We start from the raw sequence: 25,010 nt of genomic DNA, 5'->3' as shown, positions 1-25,010 counted from the left end.
ATGGAAAAGACCTGGAATAACAAAGCCTGGTTCATGGTGCTGCCGGTGCTCGTGCTGGTGGCTTTCTCGGCGGTCATCCCCCTGATGACCGTCGTGAACTATTCGGTGCAGGACACCTTCGGCGGCAACCAGTTCTTCTGGGCCGGCGCCGAATGGTTCGAGGAGATGCTGCACTCCGACCGGTTCTGGGCGGCGATGGGCCGCAACCTGATCTTCTCGGCGATCATCCTGGCGATCCAGATCCCGCTTGGCATCTTCATCGCCCTCAACATGCCGAGGAAAGGCTGGGGCGTGCCGGTTTGCCTGGTCTTGATGGCGCTGCCTCTGCTCATCCCGTGGAATGTCGTCGGCACGATCTGGCAGGTCTTCGGGCGCATCGACATCGGCCTGCTCGGCTATACGCTGCACGCGCTCGGCTTCGACTACAACTACGTCAACGACCCGTTCGACGCCTGGGTGACCGTCATCATCATGGACGTCTGGCACTGGACCAGCCTCGTCGTGCTGCTCTGCTACGCCGGCCTAGTGTCGATCCCCGATGCCTTCTACCAGGCGGCCAAGATCGACGGCGCCTCGCGCTGGGCGGTGTTCCGCTACATCCAGCTGCCGAAGATGCAGCGCGTGCTTTTGATCGCCGTGCTGCTGCGCTTCATGGACAGTTTCATGATCTACACCGAGCCCTTCGTCGTCACCGGAGGCGGCCCCGGCAATTCGACGACCTTCCTGTCGATCGACCTCGTCAAGATGGCTGTCGGCCAGTTCGACCTCGGCCCGGCGGCGGCGATGTCGATCATCTACTTCCTGATCGTGCTGCTGCTGTCATGGGTCTTCTACACCGTCATGACAAATTACGACGTGGAGAAGTGAGATGGCGGGGACACGGGATGCAGTCGCGGACGCCGACAAGGACAAGATGATGCGCAATGCCGCGACCACGACGGGCGTTGTCCATGGCGGTGCTCCAGACGAGGCTCTGGCGCGCAGGATGCGGCGGCGCGGCGAGGAATCGCGCTTCTGGTGGGTGGTGCCGACGATCTACATCATCTTCCTGATGCTGCCGATCTATTGGCTCATCAATATGAGCTTCAAGTCGAACCAGGAAATCCTGGGCACCTTTTCGCTCTGGCCGCAAAACCCGACGCTGCGCAACTATGGTGTGATCTTCACTGACCCGTCCTGGTACAAGGGCTACATCAACTCGATCATCTATGTGGTGATGAACACGGTGATTTCGATCGCCGTAGCCCTGCCCGCGGCTTACGCCTTTTCGCGCTACCGCTTCCTCGGCGACAAGCATCTGTTTTTCTGGCTGCTCACCAACCGCATGGCGCCACCGGCGGTGTTTGCCTTGCCGTTCTTCCAGCTCTACTCGGCCTTCGGCCTGATCGACACGCATATCGCGGTTGCGCTCGCGCACTGCCTGTTCAACGTGCCGCTGGCAGTATGGATCCTCGAAGGCTTCATGTCGGGCGTGCCGAAAGAGATCGACGAGACCGCCTATATCGACGGCTACTCGTTCCCGCGCTTTTTCGTGAAGATCTTCGTTCCGCTGATCGCCAGTGGCATCGGGGTGGCAGCCTTCTTCTGTTTCATGTTCTCGTGGGTTGAACTGCTGATCGCCCGAACGCTGACCACCACCGACGCCAAGCCGATCGCCGCCATCATGACGCGCACCGTCTCGGCCTCGGGCATGGACTGGGGCGTGCTCGCCGCAGCCGGCGTGCTGACCATCATCCCGGGTGCGCTCGTCATCTGGTTCGTCCGCAACTACATCGCCAAGGGCTTTGCCCTGGGCCGCGTCTGAGGGAGCGTTTGTGATGGACCTTTCATGGATGGCCTGGACGCTGCCGACGGCGGCGTTCTTCATCACCATCTTCCTGATGCTCGTAGGCATGGGCGTGTGGGAGTACTTCTCGCCGGGCGGCAATCCACGCGTCGGCATCCTCCGCTTCGAAACGACCCGGGGCGACAGGCTTTTCGTTTCGCTGCTCGGCAGCGCCTTCATTCATCTCGCATGGCTGGGCCTGATCGGTCCCAACCTGTGGTGGGCTCTCGCTCTCGCAGTGGTCTACGCGATCGGCGTATTCCGCTTCGTCTAGAGGGGGAAATGTTGGGCCGCCGCAAGCCCGCGGCGGAGCCAAATGGCAATGCAACCTTGTTTGGGAGGAAATTAATGCGACGCCATATTCTAGCATCAACAAGCGTGATCGCCCTGCTCTTGGGATCAAGCAGTGCCTTTGCCGGCATGGACGAGGCGAAAGCCTTCCTCGATACCGAGATCAAGGATCAGTCGGCGCTCGACCGCGCCGGCCAGGAAGCAGAAATGCAATGGTTCGTCGATGCCGCGAAGCCTTTCGCCGGCATGGAGATCAAGGTCGTTTCGGAAACCATCACCACGCACGAATATGAATCGAAGACGCTTGCCAAGGCGTTCACTGACATCACCGGCATCAAGATCACGCACGACCTGATCGGTGAAGGCGACGTCATCGAAAAGCTGCAGACGCAGATGCAGTCCGGCGAAAACATCTATGACGCCTATGTCAACGATTCCGACCTTATCGGCACCCACTGGCGCTATCTGCAGGCCCGCAGCCTGACCGATTGGATGGCCAATGAGGGCAAGGACGTCACCAACCCCAACCTCGATATCGCCGACTTCATCGGCACAAAGTTCACGACAGCGCCGGATGGTAAGCTCTACCAGCTTCCCGACCAGCAGTTCGCCAACCTCTACTGGTTCCGCTACGACTGGTTCAACGACGAGAAGAACAAGGCCGACTTCAAGGCGAAGTACGGCTACGACCTCGGCGTTCCGGTCAACTGGTCGGCCTATGAGGACATTGCCGAGTTCTTCACCGGCCGCGACGTCAACGGCCAGAAGGTCTATGGCCACATGGACTATGGCAAGAAGGACCCCTCGCTCGGCTGGCGCTTCACCGACGCCTGGCTGTCGATGGCCGGCAACGGCGACAAGGGCCTGCCCAACGGTCTGCCGGTCGACGAATGGGGCATCAAGGTCAACGAAAAGTCGCAGCCCGTCGGCTCCTGCGTCGCACGCGGCGGCGACACCAACGGCCCGGCTTCGGTCTACTCGATCGTCAAGTATCTCGACTGGCTGAAGGCCTACGCGCCGCCGGAAGCCCAGGGCATGACCTTCTCCGAATCCGGCCCGGTGCCGGCCCAGGGTGCGATTGCCCAGCAGATCTTCTGGTACACCGCGTTCACCGCCGACATGGTCAAGCCCGGCCTGCCAGTGATGAACGAGGACGGCACGCCGAAGTGGCGCATGGCGCCCTCGCCGCACGGCGTCTACTGGAAGGACGGCATGAAGCTCGGCTATCAGGACGTCGGTTCGTGGACGATCCTGAAGTCGACGCCTGACGACCGCGCCAAGGCCGCATGGCTTTATGCGCAGTTCGTGACCTCGAAGACTGTCGATGTGAAGAAGAGCCATGTCGGCTTGACCTTCATCCGCCAGTCGACGCTCGACCACAAGAGCTTCACCGACCGTGCCCCGCAGCTCGGTGGCCTGATCGAGTTCTACCGTTCGCCGGCCCGCGTTCAGTGGTCGCCGACGGGCACCAACGTGCCTGACTATCCGAAGCTGGCTCAGCTGTGGTGGCAGGCGATCGGTGATGCTTCCTCGGGCGCCAAGACGGCCCAGGAAGCCATGGATTCGCTGTGCGCCGAGCAGGAAAAGGTGCTCGAACGCCTCGAACGCGCCGGCATCCAGGGCGACATCGGCCCGAAGATGGCGGAAGAGCACGATCTCGCCTACTGGAATGCCGAAGCGGTCAAGGCAGGCAATCTCGCGCCGCAGCTGAAGATCGAAAACGAGAAGGAAAAGCCTGTCACCATCAACTACGATGAGCTGGTGAAGAGCTGGAGCAAGTAAGCGTTCAGGCGGAGCATCCGCCTGCCTGGGGAGACGGCGCAGCGCCGTCTCCCCTATTCATGCAAGTGACTGCGGAGGGCAAGATGAGCGGCTTCATTCTGGCGATCGACCAAGGCACGACATCCAGCCGTGCCATCGTCTTCGACGCGGCGATGAAGCCGGTCGGTATTGGCCAGAAGGAATTTACCCAGAATTTTCCAGCTTCCGGCTGGGTCGAGCACGATCCGGAGGAAATCTGGGACAGCGTGGTTTCGACCTGCAAGACAGCGTTGAAGAAGGCGGGCCGGGACGCCGCCGACATTTCGGCGATCGGTATCACCAACCAGCGTGAAACCGTCGTCATCTGGGACAAGGCCACCGGCAAGCCGATCCACAACGCCATCGTCTGGCAGGACCGACGCACCGCCCCCCTCTGTGCCAGGCTGAAGAAGCAGGGGCTGGAGCCGAAGTTCACCCGCAAGACCGGGCTTTTGCTCGATCCCTATTTCTCCGGCACCAAGATCGCCTGGCTGCTCGACAAGGTGAAGGGCGCGCGCAAGCGGGCCGAGCGAGGCGAGCTGCTTGCCGGCACCATCGACAGTTTCCTGATCTGGCGCCTGACCGGCGGCCAGGTGCATGCGACCGACGCGACGAACGCCTCGCGTACGCTGGTCTACAACATCGAGAAGAACAGCTGGGATGCCGAGTTGCTCGACATCCTGAAAATCCCTGCCGTCATGCTTCCCGAAGTGAAGGATTGCGCCGCGGATTTCGGCGTGACCGAGAAATCGCTGTTCGGCGCTGAGATCCCGATCCTCGGCGTTGCCGGCGACCAGCAGGCGGCGACCATCGGCCAGGCCTGCTTCGAGCCCGGCATGATGAAATCGACCTATGGCACCGGCTGCTTTGCCATCCTCAACACCGGCAGCGACATCGTGCGCTCTAAGAACCGGCTGCTGACGACGATCGCCTACCGCCTCGAGGGCAAGACAACCTATGCGCTGGAAGGCTCGATCTTCGTTGCCGGCGCTGCCGTGCAGTGGCTGCGCGACGGCATCAAGGTGATCGGCAAGGCCGAGCAAAGCGGCAAGCTGGCGGCTGACGCCGACGACACCCAGGACGTCTATCTGGTGCCGGCCTTTGTCGGGCTCGGCGCGCCGCATTGGGATGCCGAGGCGCGCGGCGCCATTTACGGCCTCACCCGCAACACCGGGCCGGCGGAATTTGCCCGTGCAGCGCTCGAATCCGTCGCCTATCAGACCCGCGACCTGCTCGACGCGATGAAGAAGGACTGGAAGACCGGCAACGGCAAGACCGTGCTGCGTGTCGACGGCGGCATGGTGGCCTCCGACTGGACCATGCAGCGCCTGGCTGACATCCTCGACGCCCCGGTCGACAGGCCGACAGTGCTCGAAACCACGGCGCTTGGCGCTGCCTGGCTCGCCGGCTCGCGTGCCGGCGTCTGGCCGAAGGCCAAGGCGTTTTCCAAGGCCTGGGCGCTCGACCGCCAGTTCAAGCCGGCGATGGAACCGGCCTTGCGCAACGCCAAGCTGAAAGGCTGGCACGACGCCGTGCGCCGAACGCTGACACCGAAATAGCAGCTTCCCTCGACGGCAGCCTAACGGCCGAAGCTGGCCAGCAAGGCCTGCGTTTCCGTGGCAAGGGCGCGCGTCAGATCGGCCGCCGGCATGTCGCGGCCAAGCCGCGCCGCCTGTCCCGACCACAAGGACATGAAGTCGCCCGAACCTTTCGGTTCCGACGCCGCCCTCAGCGGTGCCAAAGCCCCGCCTGCCAGCGGGAATGCCGGTGCGTCCTTCGACAGCGGGCCGACCTCGCGCATGATGCGGTTGACGATGCCGCGCGCCGGCCGGCCGGTGAACAGATTGGTCAGTGCGGTATGGTCGTCCTTGGCCGAGCGCAGCGCCGCCTTATGCGGCGCCGCCACGTTGGCCTCCGGGCAGAACAGATAGGCCGTGCCGAGCTGCACCGCCGAAGCGCCGAGGGCAAAGGCAGCAACGATGCCGCGTGCATCGGCAATGCCGCCTGCGGCAATGACAGGTACTTTGACCGCGTCGGCCACCTGCGGCACCAGGGCGAAGGTGCCGGGCTGGTTGGCGACGTCGTCGGTCAGGAAGATGCCGCGATGGCCGCCGGCCTCGGCACCTTGCGCGATGATCGCATCGCACCCCCTCGCCTCGAGCCACACCGCCTCATCTGCTGTCGTCGCCGACGACAGCACCTTGGCGCCCGTCGCCTTGACGCGATCGAGCAGGGCCGCATCCGGCAGGCCAAAATGAAAACTCACCACCTCCGGCCGGAACTCCTCGACGATGGCGCAGAACTCGTCATCGAAGGGTGCGCGCCCTGAGCGCGGCGCCGGCGCCTTGGGGTCGAGGCCGAGCTCGATGTAATAGGGCTCGAGCCGCTGTTTCCACGCGGCTTCGCGCACAGGGTCCTCTTGCGGCGGCTTGTGGCAGAAGAAATTGACGTTGATCGGCTTGGACGTGCGCTGCCTGATGATGCCGAGTTCTGTCCGCGCCTTGTCAGGCGTCATCAGCGCACAAGGCAGGCCGCCGAGGCCACCAGCCTCCGAGACCGCGATCACCATTTCGGAATCGACGGGCCCGGCCATCGGCGCCTGGAAGATCGGAAGCTCAAGGCCCAGGAGATCAAGAATTCGACGATCGGGCCACATCATGTCTTCCTTTCTTCAAGGGCCGTCAGGCCTGCTGGCGCTCGGCCCTCCGGGCAGCAATCTGACGCATGGCGACGACGCGGCGACGCCAGATCTCGGTGCGCATCGCCATTAGATGCAGAGTGAAGAACAGAAGGGTAAAGCCAAGCGCCATGGTCATGAGGGGCCAGAGCATGCTCGGATCGATGGTCGGGCCGTCCATGCGGAACACCGAGGCCGGCTGGTGCAGCGTGTTCCACCATTCGACCGAGAACTTGATGATCGGGATGTTGATGAAGCCGACAAGCGCGATGACGGCGGCGGCACGCGCCGAACGCGCGGGATCGTCGAGCGCGCGGGTCAGCGCGATGATGCCGAGATACATCAGGAAAAGCACGAACACCGAGGTCAGCCGGGCATCCCAGACCCACCAGGTGCCCCACATCGGCTTGCCCCAGATCGAGCCGGTAAGCAGCGCAAGTGCCGTGAACACGGCGCCGACCGGTGCCGCCGACTTCAGGGCGACGTCGGCGAGCGGATGACGCCAGACCAGCGTTCCCAGCGCCGAAACCGCCATGACCGAGTAGCACATCATGGCGAGCCAGGCGAAAGGCACGTGGATGTACATGATGCGGACGGTGATGCCCTGCTGGAAATCGGCCGGTGCGGCAAAGGCCAGATAGAGCCCGATCGCCAATACCAATGCCGAAGCGCCGCCAAGCCAGGGCACGATCTTGTCGACCAGCGAGATGAAACGCGTTGGATTGGCCAGGTCGCTGAAACGCCAAGCCTGCGAGGTCGTCTGTGTCATGGACGCTAAATAGCCTTGGGCGCTCGTCTTCGCAATCAGTTCCAGCGTCGCGGTCAAACGCAGACGGGGCGCCAAGGCGCCCCGTTCATATGCGAATTGAGGTGAAGTGTCAGGCCGCAGCCTCGACATGGGTGACGCGGCGGACTTCCTCATCATTGAGCAGACCGCCGGCGCGCAGCAGCGAAGCAAAGCGGCCGTTGCGGGTCGACAGCTCATTGAAGCCGCCCATCTCGACGACATGGCCGTGATCCATGAACACCACCAGGTCGGCGTCGCGAACCGTGCTCAGCCGGTGCGCGATGATGAAGGTCGTGCGACCGTCGCGCAGCATGTCGATGGCGTCCTTGACCCGGTTCTCGGTCTCGACGTCGAGCGCGCTCGTCGCCTCGTCGAGCACCAGGATCGGCGCGCTCTTTAGGATGGCGCGGGCAATAGCGATACGCTGGCGCTCGCCACCGGACAGCTGGCCGCCACGCTCGCCGACATTGGTGTCGTAGCCTTCGCTCTTGGACAAGATGAAGTCCTGCGCCGCAGCCGCGGTCGCGGCAGCGTGCACTTCCTCGTAGCTCGCGCCAGCGCGGCCGACGCGGATGTTGTCCTCGATCGAGCGGTTGAGCAGGCCGGCGTCCTGGAAGACGGTGGCGATCGAATGGCGCAGCGACTTCTTGGTCACCGTGCGCGTGTCGATGCCGTCGATCAGGATGCGGCCATTCTGCGGCGTGTGGACGCGCTGCAACAGGTTGATCAGCGTCGTCTTGCCGGCACCGGTCGGGCCGACGATGGCGATGGTCTGGCCGGCACTTACCTCGAAGGAGACGTCGGTGACGCCCTGTCCCGAGTTCGGGAACTCGAAGCTGACGTTTTCGAAGCGGACATGGCCGGTGACGTTGTCCAGCTCGCGCAGGCCTTCCGGCTCGCGGTTGTCGCCGGCGGCGTCCTCGAGGCGATAGAACTCCTCGAGCTTCGCACGGGCGTCGAAGATCTGGTTGGCGAAGTTCGAAACCTGGTCGAGACGGCTGATCAAAAGGGCAGCGAAGCCGGTGAAGGCAACGATGTCACCGATGCGCAACTCGCCCTTGCTGACGAGATAGGCGCCGATCAGAAGCACGACCATCATCGAGATCGTCGACGCCAGGCGGTGCATGGCGGATGCCAGCGCCCACCAGTCGAGGACCGGGTTCTGCGTGGTGATCAGTGCCTTCACATAAGCACGAAGCGATTCAGTTTCCTGGCCGACGCGGTTGTAGCTCTGCAGCACGGCAACGTTGCTGACCGAATCCGAGACGTGGGAGAAAACCTTGTGATAGTGGCGCTCGACGGAGGCCTGGCCTTCCTTGGTCTTGCGCATGACCAGCCGACCGATGGCGAGATAAAGCCCGCCGAGCACGATCAGCACCAGCGACATGCGGACGTCGAGCGAAAATGCCGTCGGGATCAGCAGCGCCAGCGCCACCGCTGTCGACAGGTGGGTGCGCATGAATTCGAGCCACAGGCTGAACAGCGCTTCGACCGCGCGCAGCAAGGTGTGCAGCGAGTGCGACGTGCCACGCTGCTGGTGCCACGACAGCGGCATGGTGATGACACGCTCGAACGACTGGCACAGCACCTCGCCGCGACGCGCATGCGCCAGGCGGTCGGCGCCGCGTGCGACCAGAACGAAGGCCACGATGTTGAACGCGCCAAGGCCGGCCCACAGCGCCATTGTCGGAACGACTTCCGTCTTTCCGGCGATTGCATCGATGATACGCCCGAACAGAATCGGTTCTGCAATTGTCACGATTGCCAACACGATGTTGGCTGCGCAAATCAGCCCGACCTTCTTGCCGTCGGCGGCAAGATAGCGGAGGGCTCTCCAATAAACTTCAAGCAACGACACTTTGGTACCCCTTGAGTCCCGTTCGTCCCTTTATTGTGCACTGCACCATAGCCGACAAATAGCGGTCATGGGTCCGCAAGACAATGCGCAGATAGCCGCTCCGTTCAAAAAAATCGAACAACACATGGCTACGACCGGTAATCTGCTGTGATCCGATAAGGAATTGAGATTTAACGAAAAAAGGCATCGTTGCGGCAAAATGATGACAAAGCAGGCAGCCAAGTTGACGCAGGGGCATCCCGGCTAGGCCGGGATGCGGATCACAACGTCGACTTCGCCGCTGTCGCGCATGGCAAAGGATGCGTCCTTGCCCTTCACGCCATCGACCTCTGCTTTCGCAGCTTTAGCGGCTTTGTCCCTCACCACACGCAACCTGTAGACGGCACCGCCCAAACGGAGCGTTGCCGAATAACCTTCCCAGTGCTTGGGAATGGCTGGTGCGACGACCAGCTTGTTGCCGCGCTGGCTAATACCGAGGATGCTCTCGACCGCCGCGCGATAGAGCCAGCCTGCCGAACCGGTGTACCAGGTCCAACCGCCGCGCCCTGCTTTGGACGCGTCGGCATAGACGTCGGCTGCAACCACATAGGGTTCGACCCTGTAGGTCTCTGCCGCGGCCTCGTCGAGCGCATGGTTGACCGGGTTGAGCATCGAGAAGCAGCGATAGGCCTCGTCGACCTGCCCCATTTCCGCCAAGGCAATGACAAACCACGTCGCGGCATGGGTGTACTGGCCGCCATTTTCGCGCACGCCAGGCGGATAGGACTTGATGTAGCCCGGCTCCTTGTCGGTTTCGGAGAATGGCGGGGTGAACAGCTTGATCAGCTTCAGCTCGTCGTCGACCAGCATTTTGGTAGCCTGCGCCATGGCGGTGCGCGAACGTGCCGGATCGCCCTCGCCCGAAATGACGCTCCACGACTGCGCGATCGAGTCGATCTTGCATTCGTCGGAGTTGCGCGAGCCGAGCGGCGTGCCGTCGTCGAAGCTGCCACGGCGGTACCATTCGCCATCCCAGGCCGCATTCTCCAGGGCCCGCTTCAATGCCGTGGCATGCTTGTCCCAGGCGTTGGCGCGTTTTGAATCACCTTCGGCCTTGGCCAGCGGCGCAAACTCGCCCAGCGTCCGCAGCAGGAACCAGCCGAGCCAGACGCTGTCGCCCTTGCCCTCCTCACCGACGCGGTTCATGCCGTCGTTCCAGTCGCCGCCGAGGATCAGCGGCAGGCCGTTCTTGGCGGTCCGCTTGATGGCGAGGTCGAGCGCACGCGCGCAGTGCTCGTAGAGCGAAGCCTTCTTCTTGGACTGCTCCGGCGTGAAGAACGCGTCGTGTTCGCCTGGGTTGAGCTGCTGGCCTTCGATGAAGGGCAGTTGCTCATTGAGGATCGCCGCGTCGCCGGTCACCGTGACGTAGCGCGCGGTGGCACTCGCCAGCCAGACGACGTCGTCGGAGATCATGGTGCGCACGCCGGCGCCGGTGCGCGGCAACCACCAATGCTGCACGTCGCCTTCGGCAAACTGCCGGCCGGCGGCGTTCAGGATCTGGGCACGGGCAAGGCTGGCGTCGTGCATCAACAGCGCCAGCGTGTCCTGCAGCTGGTCGCGGAAGCCGAAGGCGCCGCTTGCCTGGTAGAAGGCCGAGCGCGCACGAATGCGGCAGGCCAGGCTCTGGTAAGGCAGCCAGTTGTTGACCATGGCGTCGAGCGCCTTGTCGGGCGTCTCGACCTCGATGGTGCCGAGGAACGAACGCCAGTTGCGCTCGTTTTCCGCCAACCTCTGGTCGAAATCGACCTTGAGATGACGGGTCACCAGCGCACTCGCTTCCTCATCCGAGCCGGCATCGCCGAGCAGCCAGAGCAGGGAAATCGAGCCGCCTGCGGGCACCTCGACATCCCTCGATATCGCCGCGCAAGGATCGACACCCGCCTCGACGCGTCCGGTCAGTTCGGCTCCGATGGTCACGGCGCGCGGCGCCTCGACGGTGCCACCCATGCCGATGAACTCGTGACGGTCCGAGGTGACCGAATTGGCCTTGCCGTCCATCGCCATGAAGGCGACGCGCTCGCCGAAGTCGAGACCGTAGGTATTGCGGGCAAAAAGCGCGCCTGTCGCCTCGTCAAGGGAAGGCACGATGTTGGGGGCCGTCCGGGCCCGGCTGTTGCCCAGCACCCACTCGGCGTAGCTGTAGACCTTGAGCTTGGCCGGCACTGCGCCCGAATTTTCGATCTTCAGCCGCGAAATGCGAACCGGATCGTTCGGATCGACGAGATGCGTCAGTTCGGTGGCCAGCGTGCCGCGCTTCGAGCGGAAGGTCGAGAAACCCTGACCGTGGCGGGCTTCGTAGCTTGCGCCCGCTTCACGCGCGACAGCTGCGATCGGCGAATAGGTCCTGCCGCTGGCGCGATCGAAGATGTATATCGCCTCGCCCGGACGGTTGGTGACGGGATCGTTCGACCAGGGCGTCAGCTGGTAGTCGCGGCTGTTGCGGCTCCAGGTGAAGGCAGCACCTTCGGCCGAAGCGTGGAAGCCGAAGCCGGCATTGGCGATGACGTTGATCCAGGGCTGCGGCGTCGAACGCGCACCATTGAGGCGCACGACATAGTCGCGGCCATTGGCGTCGAAGCCGCCGAAACCGTTCCAGTAGGACAGGCCGTCGCCGCCGCTCTTGCGGGCGCTGCGCGACGGCGACGTCTGCAGCGCGGAGGTTTCCGGCCGGTCGGTCGCCTGAGCGGCTGCAAGGGCATCGCGGGCGGCAAGCGCTGCCGCTTCGGCACGCTCGATCTGGTCGAAGATCGTGCCGTTGCGGGTGTGCAGGCAGACACGTGCGACAGCCAGAAGCGTGCGGTAGGAGCCTTCGTCCATCAGGTCGCGGCGGACGGCGAAGATATGCTGGCGCGGTCCGAGTTCCTTGCCGCGCAGGCGGCTGTTCTCGCACAGATGCTCGATCGCCTGCTGCAGGTCCTGGACATAGGACGAGGCCTGCTCGTTGACGATGACGAGATCGGCGACGAGGCCGCGCGCGCGCATGTATTCCTGGAACCTGAGCGCCTGGGCGACGATCTCGATGTCGGCGACATCGCCGATCCTGATCGCCAGGATCGGGAAATCGCCCGAGATCGCCATCGGCCACAGCGCCGACTGCCGGCCGAGGCCGGAGGCGATGGCATCTGCCGAGAGGCGCAGGAACGGATCGGGATAGATCAGGAAGCGCGCCAGTTTCTGGACGTTTGCCGCATCGGCCAGGTTGAGGCCGAGGTGACGCGTCTGCACCTGCGAACGGGTCCACGACAACATGGCCTGGCGCTGGAAGCCTTCGGGGTGATCGAGCTTGGCAACAGTTTCCTCGACCTCTTCGCGCGTCGAGCCGACGATCGTCCAATAGGTCAGTGTGACCTTCTTGTTGGCCGGCACGCGGACGCGGCGACGCAGCGCCGCGACAGGATCGAGGGTGAAGCCGGCGCTGCCCGAAAGCTTTGCGCCCGGATCAAACGCCGCCGGATCGGCGATGGTGCGGCCGCGGCCGATGAAGGCGCGGCGGTCGGTCTCGGCCTCGGTGTCGCGCACGAAGCCCGACTGGTCGGTGACGAAATGCGCCGCAACGACCGACGGCTCGTTGGCGGCACGGGTGCGCCGCGTCGCCAGGATGGCGCTGCCATTGTGGGTGATCTCGGTCTCGACGAACATCTTGGAGAACGCCGGATGGGCGTTGTCATTGGCCTCCGGCGCAAGCACCAGCTCGGCGAACGACGTCACCTCGATGTGGCGGTCGACGGCCGCGTCGTTCCAGATCGTGACCTTGCGGGCCTCGCCATTGCCTTCGGAGACGACGATGCATTCGACCTCGCTGCGCAGCGTGCCGACAGTCTTGATGAAGCTCGCCTTGTCGTCGCAGAACAGGGTCTGGGTCTGCTCGCCGGTAGCGCGCTTCGGCTCCGATGTCGCCGACCACCAGTCGCCTGTTTCGGTGTCGCGCAGGAACAGATAGGTGCCAAGCCGATCTTCGGTCGGATCCGGCTGCCAGCGCGTGATCGCCATGTCGTTCCAGCGGCTGTAGCCCGAGCCGGTTGCTGTGACCATGACCGAGTAGCGGCCATTTGACATCAGGTTCGTCGAACGCAAGGCGCGCATCGGATTGAGCACGAGGCGCGTATCGGCGCTGTGGTCGGCGGTCTCGTCCTTGGTGTGTTCGGCCACCTCGGTGCGGACGGTGGCGACAGGAATGTCGCGCGGCGCCTTTTCCTGAAGCAGCAGTTCAGCCGCCTCGATCACCGGATCGCTGTGGAAGCGGTCGCGCATGCGGCCTTCAAAGATCGCATTGGCAATCGCCACGATCGACATGCCCTGGTGATGGGCCATGTAGTTGTAGACGACGGCGTGGTCGGTGCCTTCGGGCACGCGCTGCGGTGTGTAGTCGACGGCGTCGTAATAGCCGTAGCGGCCAAGGGCGCCGAGCTTGCGCAAACGCCGGAGGTTGGCCGTCGCTTCGCTTGGCAGGAACTGTGCCGCCAGCACCGTCGCATAAGGTGCAATGACGGTGTTCTGGCCAAGACCGCGTTTGAGGCCAAGCCCCGGCACGCCGAAGTTGGTGTACTGGTAAGTCAGTTCGCGGTCGCGGCCGTTATAGGCGGCTTCCGAAATGCCCCACGGAATACCTTTCGACCGGCCATACTGGATCTGCCGGTGGACGATCAGCTTGTTGGTCTGGTTGAGGATGCCGCCCTGCGGCTCCTTCATTACCAGCGGCGGCATCAGATACTCGAACATCGAGCCCGACCACGACATCAACGCGCCCTGGAAGCCGATCTCGACGATCGGACGGCCGAGGCGGAACCAATGTTCGGTCGAGATGTCGCCCTTGGCGATGCCGAACAGGCTGGTCAGCCGCGCTTCGGAGGCAAGCAGGTCGTAGCAGCTTTCGTCGAGCTGATGCTCTTCGACGCGGTAGCCGATGGACAACAGCTTGCGCTCGTTGCGCATCAGGAAAGAGAAGTTCATCTCGAAGGCGAACTTGCGGGTGCGTTCGCGCAGTTCCATCAGCTTGCTGCGCAGGGCCGCGACCGCCTGGTCATCGCTGTGCGCATCATGCACATGCGCCTCGCAGGTGATTTCGAGTGTCCTCGCCCAATCGGCAAGGACATCGCTCTTGGTCGAGGCCGCCTCGGTGTGGATCGCGCCGGCCAGCTTGCGGATTTCGCCCGACAAAACGGCAAGGTTGATGGTGCGGATCGACGCCATTTCCGGCTGCGACTTGATGGTTTCCACGGCCCGGCGCATGCCGTCGATGCGGTCGATGAGGCGCTGGCGCAGTGGCCGCAGCTGTCGGCGATCGTCAGGCAGGTCGGCGACGCTCTCCTCGATGATCGAAACGATGTCGAGAATGCCCTCGAAGTCGCCCTGGAGATGCACCGAGGGGGCTTCCGCCCATTCGGAACAGGCGGCGGCAACCGCCACGAGATGGCCGGCAAGATTGCCGCTGTCGACGCTCGAGACATAGAGCGGATAGAGCGGCCTGAGGTTCGTGGTGTCGTACCAGTTGTAGAGATGGCCCCGGTAGCGCTCCATCTTTTCGATGGTCGAGACGGTGGCGTCGATGCGCGACACCGCATCGGCAAGGCTGATCCAGCCGAAGTCGCGAGCCGAGACGACCGACAGCAAATACACGCCGATGTTGGTCGGCGAGGTGCGCGTGGCGATCACGCCGGTCGGGTTTTCCTGGAAATTGTCAGGTGGCAGGAAGTTCTGTTCCGGCGTGACGAAGGTCTCGAAATAGTGCCAGGTGCGGCGTGCCACCGTGCGCAGGGTGTGGACGTCCCAGGACGCGACATGCAGCCTATCTTCTGTTTCAGCGGAGCGGCTGATCAGCCAGGCGAAAGCCGGCGAGCCGGCCCAGAAGATGGCGAAGGCAAAGGCGACGAAGGCGCCGGTCGAATCCGTCATCACAGGCAGGACCAGGCCGACAGCGGCGATGATCACCGCGCCATACATCATGCGGTAATAGGCAGCCAGGTCGTTGCCGCCGGACTTGTGCGCCTGCGAGGCGGTGCGCCATTCCAAAAGGTTCTCGCGGCTGACGAACAGGCGATAGAGCGTGCGGATGATCGCATCGCCCATCATCCAGGCCAGATGCGCCATCAAGACGACCTTGAGCGCCACCATCGCGGTGCCGAAGGCAAGGTCGCGGCCGAGCGCGCTGAAATGGCCGCGCGGGGTCGCTTCGCGGTTCTTGGGCAGTATGGCGTCGATGATGTCGAATGTCGGCGCCATGAACAGGCTGAGGATCAGCAGCGCCTGCCATTGCGCGGCCTGGGTGAACGGCAGCAGCGTCCAGCCGGCAATCGCCGCCATGACCCAGAAGATCGGCGTCAGCGAACGGCGCAGGTTGTCGACCATCTTCCAGCGCGAAAGCGCCGGTACGCCCGACTTCGGGTCGAAGATGTAGCCGAGCAGCTGCCAGTCGCCACGCGCCCAGCGATGCTGGCGCGAAGCGTCGACTGAGTAGCGGGTCGGATAGTCCTCGACCACTTCGACGTCAGTGACCAGCGCCGAGCGGGCAAGCGCGCCTTCGAGCAGGTCGTGGGACAGGATGGTATTCTCGGCGATGCGCCCCTTGAGCGCGGCTTCCATCGCGTCGACATGGTAGAGACCCTTGCCGGTGAAGGTGCCTTCGCCGAAGACGTCCTGATAGAGGTCGGACACGGCAAAGACGTAAGGGTCGAGGCCGCGATGGGCCGAAAACACGCGCTGGAAGAACGAGGCTTCGTCGCCCGTCGTCAGCGATGGCGTGACGCGCGGCTGCAGGATGGCGTAGCCTGACGTCACCATGCGTTTCTCTGCGTCGAACTCCGGCCGGTTGAGCGGGTGGCACATCTTGCCGACCAGCTTGGTGACCACGCCGCGCGTCATGCGCGTGTCGGCGTCGAGCGTCATGACGTGGACGATGTTGTCAGGCAGCGCCGTGTCGGTCGGCAGGAAGGTGGTGTCGCCGTCGCCGCGCAGCAAAAGGTTCAGCTCGTGCAGCTTGCCACGCTTGCGCTCCCAGCCCATCCAGCAGCCCTGCGACGGGTTGAACAGCCGGCGCCGGTGCAGCAGGTAGAAACGCGCCGCGCCTTCGCTTGGATAACGCTGGTTGAGCCTGGCGATTTCGCGGCGGGCGTAATCATAGATTTCGCGGTCGCCGACTGAAATCTCGGCCTGGCTGTCGGGCCAATCCGAGAGCACGGCGAAATGGATCTCGCCCGACATGTTGGCGAGGTGATGAATCTCGATGTTGCGGATGTTCTCCTCGACATCATCGCGCGAGCCGATCAGCGACGGCACCACGACCAGCGTCCGGGCTTCGGCCGGAACGCCGTCCTTGAATTCGTAACCGATGAGGCGGGTCGGCTCGAGGAACTTCAGCACGATGGTGTTGAAGAAGGCGAGCGCACCTTCACTGGCCGGAACCGAAAACAGCACCAGCATCACAACGACGGCCGCCGTCGGCAGGCCAAGTGCCGCCAAGGCGTTGCCGGCAAGGAACAGCAGCAGCACGGTCAACGCAAAGACCGGAAGGGCGATGCCGATCCAGTTGGTCTTGCGGAAGGCGCGGTTGGCGATGCGCCCGATGGTCGGACGATAGCCGATCGACTGTTCCAGCTCCTGCCGGCGCGGACCGACGAGGAAGAAACCGACGTCGGAGCGTTCCTTCTGCAGACCCGAAGGATCCTCGGCTGAAGCAGGCGCTTCTTTGAGCGCGAAGTCGGTCGCCTGTTCGGCGACCTGGAATTCCGACAGCTTGGAGTGACGCGCCAGTTCCTCGATCGCGGTGCGATACTGGTCGCGCGAGGCGAAGTCGAGCTCGGCAAAATTGGTGCGCTCGCGCAACAGCGTGTCGACGCGGCTGACATCCTCGAACCAGACCGTCCAGTCCTGGTCGTTGATCAGGCGCAGGCCACGGATGATGTTGCCGGTCGTGACGTTGCCGGAGGACAGCGTGTGGTGCTCGCCGATGATGATCTCTTCGGCGTCGCTGCCCGACTTCTCGAGCTCGTTCTCGAGCCAGATCAACGCCTTGCCGGCGTTCTGCGAACCGTCGCGCAAGCGATAGAGCAGCTGCGTCGCAAAGGTCGTGTCGCGGGCATGGGCGGCGTAGGCCCTGAGCAGGGCAAGGCCGTCGTCCTGCTCCTGCACGCTCTGCAGGCGGTCGGCGACGTCGTTGGCGATTGCCCGCATTTCGCGGGCGCGGTTCACCCGGACGGCGATGCGGCGCAGGTTCTCGACCAGAACGAAACGCAGCAAGGACGGCAGCGCCCACAACTCGCCGATATGCAGCGGCTCGACGGACTGGTAGCCCTCGACGATCGCCTTGAACATATGCGCCGAAACGGTGCTGTCGGAATGAGCGACATAGACCCAGGCGATGGCGAGCGCCCGCGGCACCGACTGGCCGTTGCCGAGATCGATCGTCGGCAGCTCGCGGTAGAAGCGCTTGGGCAGATCGCGCTTGACCTGGTAGATGGTCTCTTCGACCAGGTAATTGTTGTCGAGCAGCCATTGTGCGGCCGGCGTGATCGGCTCGCCCCTGCCCTGCGCGGCGTTGGTGTCGCGATAGACCTGCAGGATCTTCTTGGCGCTCTCGCGGATGCGGGCGTGGAAGTCGAAGGCTTCGAGACCGAAATAGGAGCGCAGCTCCTTGCGGGCCATGCTTTCGCCCGTCGCGCGCAGCCGGTCCTCATGCAGGACCGTCGCCCTGATGGGCTGTTCGGCCACGGCCGGAAAACTCGGCACTACGTCTTTGATCCGGCGCGGGTCGGTCTGAATATTCATCTACAGCATTTCCGTTTGACAGAAAGTCCGCAGCGCCTGCCGGCGTCGCGGACCTGCCACATAAACCGTTTCAAACAAGAATTGGTTGCATGCAACCAACAGGTCGATTGAGCGCTCTTGCACCGCGATTGAGTGAAAATGTGGCGGCGGCGCCGCCAATCTCCCTCCGCGCCTCATAGCAGTGCAGGGCGACGAGCGGAACGCAAGGATTGGGGCTTTTTCGTGTTCGCATGTTGAATCTTTGCCATATTTCAGGCCGTGCGCGTCAACCATCGCAATGCCGGCATTTCTTCTCCCTGATTTCGCTCCCCATGACGCCCAAACATGCGTCGAACCGCTCGGCGCCACTCAGCCGCCCCGGGGCAACACGGTGTAGACCCTGGCGACGAAAGCATGGAACTCGGCCATGTAATTCTTGAGGAATTCGGCGGTGCCCTCGTTGGTCACCTCGCCCTCGTCGGTGATCAGCCCCGGCTTGAACTGGATGTAGGCTTCAGGTGCGTTCATCTGCGGCGAATTGCAGAAGCTCAACACGCTGCGCAGGCTTTGCTGGGCGACAGCGGTGCCGATCGCGCCGGGCGACGTACCGATGACGGCGGAAGGCTTGCGGGTGAAGGAATTGGTGCCATAGGGTCGGCTCGCCCAGTCGATGGCGTTCTTGAGGCCGCCGGGGATCGAGCGGTTGTATTCGGGCGTCACGAACAGCACGGCATCGACGCTGGCCAGCACCTTCTTGAAGGCACGCGCCGGCGGCGGAAAGTCGGCGTCATAGTCATAACTGTAGAGCGGCAGGTCCCGAAATGGGATCTCTTCCATTTCGAGATGCTTGGGCGCGAGCCTGACCAGCGCCTTGGCGAGCTTGCGGTTGATCGAACCGGCGGCAAGGCTGCCGACAAAATAGCCGACCTTGTAGGTGTCCATGGCACATTCTCCACTTCGCCTGGCGATATCGATCGCCGGCCTGACCTACCCGTCCCCCAGGGGAGTGTTTGCCAGTTCAGCGCCGATGTCACGACGATTTTGGAGATTGCCCTGTTAAGTCAGGCGAATGGAGACCAGCAACAGCGACAGAGGCTCGGTCGGCTCGACCTTCAACGTGGCCGTGCCGTCGTCCTGATAGAGCGTGTCGAATGCCGCTACCGGCTCGCTGCCCATGCGCGCCGCCCCGGAGGCGACGAAGGCTAGGCTGATGCCCTCCCCCAGGACAATTTCGGTCGGCTCCGAAAATGCCAGCCGTTCGACGGCATGGCTGACACGGCCGCGCCGGGTCATGACATTGAAGTCGAGGACCGGCCCATCGATGAGCGTTGCCTCGGTGCCGACATCACCTGCAAAAGCGTAAGGCTGTGATTGCGGAGAAAGCGCGACGGGCTCGGCATCGCCTGCTGTTAACCGCATTGTGCCGGACAGGACGGTCAGCGTCCGGTCGATGCCGGCAAAGACCGAGAACGGCCCGCCGCTGGCCACCTGCGCCATCGAGACACGCCAGTCGAAGGCGTCGAGCCCGGCCGCGGGCGGCCAGGCGATGATTTCGGTCGTCACGCCGCCTCCGTTCTTCCACGGCATGGGGCGGCAGTCAGCGTGACGGATTATGCGCATGATCAGCCCAGGATTCCCAAGACCAACCCTTAGCCCAGGATTCCGGGCAGGTTGAGGCCCTTGTCCCTGGCGCAGTCGAGCGCGATGTCGTAGCCGGCGTCGGCATGGCGCATGACGCCGGTCGCCGGGTCGTTCCACAACACGCGCTCCAGACGGCGCGCGGCATCCTCGGTGCCGTCGGCGCAGATGACCACGCCCGAATGCTGCGAGAAGCCCATGCCGACACCGCCGCCGTGGTGCAGCGACACCCAGGTGGCGCCCGAGGCGGTGTTGAGCAGCGCGTTCAGCAGCGGCCAGTCGGAGACGGCGTCCGAGCCGTCCTTCATCGCCTCGGTCTCGCGGTTCGGCGAAGCGACCGAGCCGGAGTCGAGATGATCGCGGCCGATGACGACGGGCGCCTTGAGTTCACCCTTGGCGACCATCTCGTTGAAGGCAAGGCCGAGGCGGTGGCGATCGCCGAGGCCGACCCAGCAGATGCGCGCCGGCACGCCCTGGAAGTGGATGCGCTTGGCCGCCATGTCGAGCCAGTTGTGCAGGTGGGTGTTGCCGGGGGTGAGCTCCTTGACCTTGGCGTCGGTCTTGTAGATGTCCTCAGGGTCACCCGAAAGCGCTGCCCAGCGGAACGGTCCGATGCCGCGGCAGAACAGCGGGCGGATATAGGCCGGCACGAAGCCGGGGAAGTCGAAGGCGTTCTCGACGCCCTCTTCCTTGGCGACCTGGCGGATGTTGTTGCCGTAGTCGACGGTCGGGATGCCCATCTTGTGGAAGTCGAGCATCGCCTTGACGTGCACGGCCATCGAGGCACGCGCGGCCTTTTCGACCGCCTTGGGGTCGCGCTCGCGCTTTTCTTCCCATTCGGCAACGGTCCAGCCGATCGGCAGGTAGCCGTTGACGGGGTCATGCGCCGAGGTCTGGTCGGTCACCGCATCCGGCTTGACGCCGCGCTTGACGAGTTCGGGCAGGATTTCGGCGGCATTGCCGAGAAGTGCGACCGAAATCGCCTTCTTATCCTTGCAGGCCCTGTCGATGATGGCGAGCGCATCGTCGAGATCCTTGGCCTGGACGTCGACATAACCTGTCTTGAGGCGCATCTCGATGCGGCTTGCCTGGCATTCGATGGCGAGGCAGGCAGCACCGGCCATTGTCGCGGCCAGCGGCTGGGCGCCGCCCATGCCGCCGAGACCGGCGGTCAGGATCCAGCGGCCGCCGAGGTCGCCGCCGAAATGCTGGCGGCCCATTTCGACGAAGGTCTCGTAGGTGCCCTGAACGATGCCCTGGCTGCCGATATAGATCCACGAGCCGGCGGTCATCTGGCCGTACATCATCAGGCCCTTCTTATCGAGGGCGTTGAAGTGGTCCCAGTTGGCCCAGTGCGGCACCAGGTTGGAGTTGGCGAGCAGCACGCGCGGCGCATCCTTGTGGGTGCGGAACACGCCGACCGGCTTGCCAGACTGGATCAGCAGCGTCTCGTCGCCTTCGAGCTTGCGCAGGGCGGCAACGATGCGGTCGTAGCTGTCCCAGTCGCGGGCGGCACGGCCGATGCCGCCATAGACGACGAGCTCTCCCGGCTTTTCCGCGACCATCGGGTCGAGATTGTTCATCAGCATGCGCAGCGGCGCTTCGGTGAGCCAGCTCTTGGCGGTGAGCTCGGTGCCGGTGGCGGCGCGGATGACGCGGGCATTATCGATGCGGGAATGTTGGGTCATGCGAAAACCTCCTAGGAGTGTCGGCTGCCCGCCCAGGCGAGCGCGGTTTCGAGGATCTTGGTGAGCGTCGCGCGCATCGGCGCGGCGAATTCGGGGTCGTAGCGGGTCGGCCAGTTGGCCGGCTCGACCTTGCCTGTCGGCTCGAGCATGTAGCCGCGGCAGGACAGTTCCATCTGCAAGGCGTGGACGCCCTGCTCCGGCTGGCCGTGCCGGCGGGTGATCCAGCCACCCTTGAAGCGGCCATTGACCACCCAGGGCCTGCCGCTCGCGGCCATCAGGGCTGCGACCTGTTCCTGCAAGGCGGGATCGGCACTCTTGCCGGAATTGGTGCCAAGGTTGAACAGCGGCAGCTTGCCGTCGAACAGGCGCGGGATGACCGAGCGGATCGAATGGCAGTCGTAGACAACGATCTCGGGGTGCAGGGCCTTGAGGCGGACGATCTCGCCTTCCAGTGCCGCGTGATAAGGATCGTAATAGGTCTCGCGGCGCCTGGCGATTTCAGCCTCGTCGGGCTCGTGCCCTTCCTTATAGAGCGCCTCGCCGTCGAAGGTCGTGGTCGGGCAAAGTTCGGTCGTCGCCTGGCCGGGATAGAGCGAGGCGCCGGAGGGATCGCGATTGACGTCGATGATCGAGCGCGAAACCGTGGTGCGCACCACTGTGGCGCCGAAGCCGGCGGCAAAATCATAGAGCTGCTCGATCCACCAATCGGTGTCGCGCCGGGCCAACCAGGGCGTAACGAAACGATCGTCGAGCCCGGCAAGGTCGGTTCCGGTGTGGGGAATGCTGACGAGCAGCGGGGCGTCGCCGCGCTGGACCGTCAGCCAGGGGGTGCCGCTCATCTCTCACCACCCGAGATCTCAGGCAGGCCAACGCCTGCGATTGCCTGGACGATCGCCCCGGTACGGACAAGTGCGATGGCCTTTTCCATGTCGGGGTGGAAGTGGCGGTCGTCATCGAGATGCGGAACCTGCGCGCGGACAAGCTTGCGCACGGCTTCGAGCGCTCCACTGGAGGCCAGCGGCGCATGGAAGTCGCAGCCTTGGGCTGCGGCAAGCAGCTCGATGCCGAGCACGCCATTGGCGTTTTCGATCATGCCAAGCAGCCGGCGGGCGCCATGGGCGGCCATGGACACGTGGTCTTCCTGGTTGGCCGAAGTCGGGATCGAGTCGACGCTCGCCGGATAGGCTTTCTGCTTGTTTTCAGACACCAGTGCCGCAGCCGTGACCTGCGGGATCATGAAGCCGGAATTGAGACCCGGCTTCGGCGTCAGGAACGCCGGCATGCCGGACAACGCCGGATCAACCAGCATGGCGATGCGGCGCTCGGACAGCGAGCCGATCTCGCAGACGGCAAGCGCGATCATGTCGGCGGCAAAGGCCACCGGCTCGGCGTGGAAGTTGCCGCCCGACAGCGCGGTGTCGTCCTCGGTGAAGATCAGCGGGTTGTCGGTGACGCCATTGGCCTCGGTGCCGAGCGTGTCGGCGGCCTGGCGCAGCAAGGTCAGGGCAGCACCCATGACCTGCGGCTGGCAGCGCAGGCAGTAAGGATCCTGCACACGCTCGTCGCCGACGCGGTGGCTTTCACGAATGGCGCTGCCGGCCATCAGATTGCGCAGCGTCTCAGCCGTTTCGATCTGGCCGCGATGCTTGCGCAGGACATGGATGCGCGGATCGAACGGCGCATCCGAGCCCTTGGCCGCGTCGGTCGACAGCGCACCGGTAACCAGCGCCGAATGATAGAGGTTTTCCGCTTCAAACAATGCGGCCAGCGCATAAGCGGTGGAGAATTGGGTGCCGTTGAGCAGCGCCAGGCCTTCCTTGGCACCAAGGGTGATCGGCTCGAGTTCGTGGGTGACGAAAGCGACCTTTGCGGGAACGATGCCATGCGGGGTATGGCAGTCGCCAACGCCGATCATCGTCGCGGTCATGTGCGACAGCGGTGCCAGATCGCCCGATGCGCCGACGGACCCTTGCGCCGGAACGACCGGGATGACGCCCTTGGCGAGCATCGCCTGCAACAGGTCGATCGTCTGTTCGCGCACACCGGAGGCGCCCTGCGCCAGGCTGGCAAGCTTGAGCGCCATCATCAGGCGGGTGACCGCAACATGCATCGGCTCGCCGACGCCAGCGGCGTGGCTGAGCACGATGTTGCGCTGGAGCGTCTCGAGATCGGCAGCCGGGATGCGGACGCTGGCAAGCTTACCGAAACCGGTGTTGATGCCGTAGACCGGTTCGCCCTTGGCGACGATCCGCGCCACCGTTTCGGCGCTGGCCTTGATCTTGGGACGGCAGGCTGGATCGAGTTCGGGAACAGCGCCGCGATAGATAGCGCGCCAATCGGCAAGCGTGGCATTGCCCGGGTTCAACACAAGTATGGTCATTTCCCTCTCCAGATACGGGCATGGAGCGGGTTGAACCCCATGCGATAGACAAGTTCGGCCGGGCTTTCGATGTCCCAGATGGCGAGATCGGCCCATTTTCCTGTTTCGAGCGTGCCGGTCTCGGTCAGCAGCCCGAGCGCGCGGGCGGCCTCGCGGGTGGTGCCGGCAAGGCATTCCTCTACGGTCATGGCAAACAGGGTCGCTGCCATGTTCATGGTCAAAAGCAGCGAGGTCAGCGGCGAAGTGCCGGGGTTATTGTCGGTGGCGACAGCCATTTTCACGCCGTGACGGCGGAACAGCTCGACTGGCGGCTTTTTGGTTTCGCGGATGAAATAGAAGGCGCCGGGCAGGATGACGGCGACCGAGTCCGCCCCCGCCATGGCGGCGGCACCAGCGTCGTCGGTGTATTCGAGATGGTCGGCCGACAGCGCGCCATAATGTGCGGCAAGGGTTGCACCGCCGAGATTGGAGAGCTGGTCGGCATGAAGCTTGACCGGCAGACCCTTGGCGCGGGCGGCGTCGAAGACACGCGTCATCTGCCCGGTCGAAAAGGCGATGCCCTCGCAGAAGCCGTCGACGGCGTCGGCAAGGCCTTCGGCTGCGATCCTGTCGAGCATCGGGCCGGCAACGAGATCGATATAGGCGTCCTTGTCGCCACCTGCTTCCGGCGGCAGCGCGTGCGCCCCGAGGAAGGTGGTGCGGACAGTCACCGGCCGTAGTTCGGCCAGTTGCCTGGCGGCGCGCAGCGACTTGGCTTCGTTGTCGAGGTCGAGGCCGTAGCCCGACTTGACCTCGACCGTCGTCACACCTTCGGCGATCAGCGCATCGAGGCGTGGCAAGGTCTGAGCCACCAGATCGGCCTGGCTCGCCGCACGCAGCGCCTTGACCGAAGAGACGATGCCGCCCCCTGCCCGCGCCACCTCTTCGTAAGTCGCGCCCGCCAGCCGCATCTCGAACTCGTTGGCACGGTTGCCAGCATGGACCAGATGGGTGTGGCAGTCGATCAGGCCCGGCGTGATCCAGCGGCCGTCACAGTCGATGACCTCGGCGCCATCGCGCAGAGCCTGGGGCATGTCGACTTCTGGGCCGGCAAAGACGATGCTGCCGTCACGAGCAGCAATCGCGCCATTTTCAACAATGCCAAGACCGGCGGCACCTTCAGCCAGCGTCGCCAGCCGCGCATTGCGCCAGATTCTTGCCGATGTCGCCGATTGCTCGCCAGCCATCATCTTTTTCGTTTCCTCCAACTGCGATTATGTATATACATATTAGAAGGACGATGCAAGTG

15 protein-coding genes are annotated in these 25,010 nt (G+C 64.0%); 5 read left to right on the top strand and 10 right to left on the bottom strand.

The genetic code is table 11. The annotated features are described in order from the left end of the window. The 5 genes from ACSQ3E_RS09190 to glpK all read left to right on the top strand — a co-directional run bounded on the left by ACSQ3E_RS09190 (position 1) and on the right by glpK (position 5,475). Positions 1–867, top strand: a complete 867-nt coding sequence (locus tag ACSQ3E_RS09190; RefSeq protein WP_115732541.1) for a carbohydrate ABC transporter permease — start codon at positions 1–3, stop codon at positions 865–867. A gap of 49 nt (positions 868–916) precedes the next feature. Then, on the top strand, positions 917–1,804 hold the full coding sequence (locus ACSQ3E_RS09185) for a carbohydrate ABC transporter permease (RefSeq protein WP_409014664.1): 888 nt from the start codon (positions 917–919) through the stop codon (positions 1,802–1,804). 13 nt (positions 1,805–1,817) lie between these two features. Continuing rightward, positions 1,818–2,099: a DUF2160 domain-containing protein gene (locus ACSQ3E_RS09180; RefSeq protein WP_067963213.1), complete on the top strand. Its 282-nt coding sequence runs from the start codon at positions 1,818–1,820 to the stop codon at positions 2,097–2,099. A gap of 74 nt (positions 2,100–2,173) precedes the next feature. Further along, entirely contained in the window at positions 2,174–3,898 is a 1,725-nt protein-coding gene (locus ACSQ3E_RS09175) for an ABC transporter substrate-binding protein (RefSeq protein ID WP_436122432.1), read from the top strand. Between the two features lie 83 nt (positions 3,899–3,981). Further along, positions 3,982–5,475: a glycerol kinase GlpK gene (gene glpK / locus ACSQ3E_RS09170; RefSeq protein WP_436122431.1), complete on the top strand. Its 1,494-nt coding sequence runs from the start codon at positions 3,982–3,984 to the stop codon at positions 5,473–5,475. Between the two features lie 20 nt (positions 5,476–5,495). Here the strand turns inward: glpK and ACSQ3E_RS09165 are convergent, their stop codons facing one another. The 10 genes from ACSQ3E_RS09165 to hutI form a co-directional block, all read right to left on the bottom strand. Continuing rightward, positions 5,496–6,572, bottom strand: coding sequence for an NAD(P)H-dependent flavin oxidoreductase (locus ACSQ3E_RS09165; RefSeq protein WP_436122430.1), 1,077 nt, complete (start codon positions 6,570–6,572; stop codon positions 5,496–5,498). A gap of 25 nt (positions 6,573–6,597) precedes the next feature. Next, a complete protein-coding gene (locus ACSQ3E_RS09160; protein ID WP_436122429.1) occupies positions 6,598–7,362 on the bottom strand; it encodes a heme ABC transporter permease in 765 nt (254 codons plus the stop codon). A 109-nt stretch (positions 7,363–7,471) separates the two neighbouring features. Next, positions 7,472–9,238, bottom strand: a complete 1,767-nt coding sequence (locus ACSQ3E_RS09155; protein WP_436122428.1) for a glucan ABC transporter ATP-binding protein/ permease — start codon at positions 9,236–9,238, stop codon at positions 7,472–7,474. Positions 9,239–9,481: 243 nt separating this feature from the next. Then, positions 9,482–18,037, bottom strand: a complete 8,556-nt coding sequence (locus tag ACSQ3E_RS09150) for a GH36-type glycosyl hydrolase domain-containing protein (RefSeq protein WP_436122427.1) — start codon at positions 18,035–18,037, stop codon at positions 9,482–9,484. A gap of 348 nt (positions 18,038–18,385) precedes the next feature. Continuing rightward, entirely contained in the window at positions 18,386–18,958 is a 573-nt protein-coding gene (locus tag ACSQ3E_RS09145) for an NADPH-dependent FMN reductase (protein WP_436122426.1), read from the bottom strand. A 114-nt stretch (positions 18,959–19,072) separates the two neighbouring features. Further along, the gene (locus ACSQ3E_RS09140) at positions 19,073–19,636 is read right to left on the bottom strand and encodes a HutD/Ves family protein (RefSeq protein ID WP_436122425.1); all 564 of its coding nucleotides are present in this window, start codon (positions 19,634–19,636) and stop codon (positions 19,073–19,075) included. A 29-nt stretch (positions 19,637–19,665) separates the two neighbouring features. Beyond that, positions 19,666–21,342, bottom strand: a complete 1,677-nt coding sequence (hutU, locus tag ACSQ3E_RS09135) for a urocanate hydratase (RefSeq protein ID WP_310325056.1) — start codon at positions 21,340–21,342, stop codon at positions 19,666–19,668. Between the two features lie 11 nt (positions 21,343–21,353). Continuing rightward, on the bottom strand, positions 21,354–22,181 hold the full coding sequence (hutG, locus tag ACSQ3E_RS09130) for an N-formylglutamate deformylase (protein WP_436122424.1): 828 nt from the start codon (positions 22,179–22,181) through the stop codon (positions 21,354–21,356). Beyond that, positions 22,178–23,722 (bottom strand): histidine ammonia-lyase, encoded by a 1,545-nt coding sequence (hutH, locus tag ACSQ3E_RS09125; protein WP_436122423.1) that lies wholly within the window; start codon positions 23,720–23,722, stop codon positions 22,178–22,180. Before hutH ends, hutG begins: the two co-directional genes overlap by 4 nt. Next, positions 23,719–24,948, bottom strand: coding sequence for an imidazolonepropionase (gene hutI, locus ACSQ3E_RS09120; protein WP_436122422.1), 1,230 nt, complete (start codon positions 24,946–24,948; stop codon positions 23,719–23,721). The genes hutH and hutI overlap by 4 nt, the downstream gene beginning before the upstream one ends. Between the last annotated feature and the right edge of the window lie 62 nt (positions 24,949–25,010).

This window comes from Aminobacter sp. LjRoot7, assembly GCF_964252895.1.
Classification (GTDB): domain Bacteria; phylum Pseudomonadota; class Alphaproteobacteria; order Rhizobiales; family Rhizobiaceae; genus Aminobacter; species Aminobacter aminovorans_B.
Note: the sequence above shows the minus strand (reverse complement) of the source record. Positions and strands in the feature narration are given on the sequence as shown.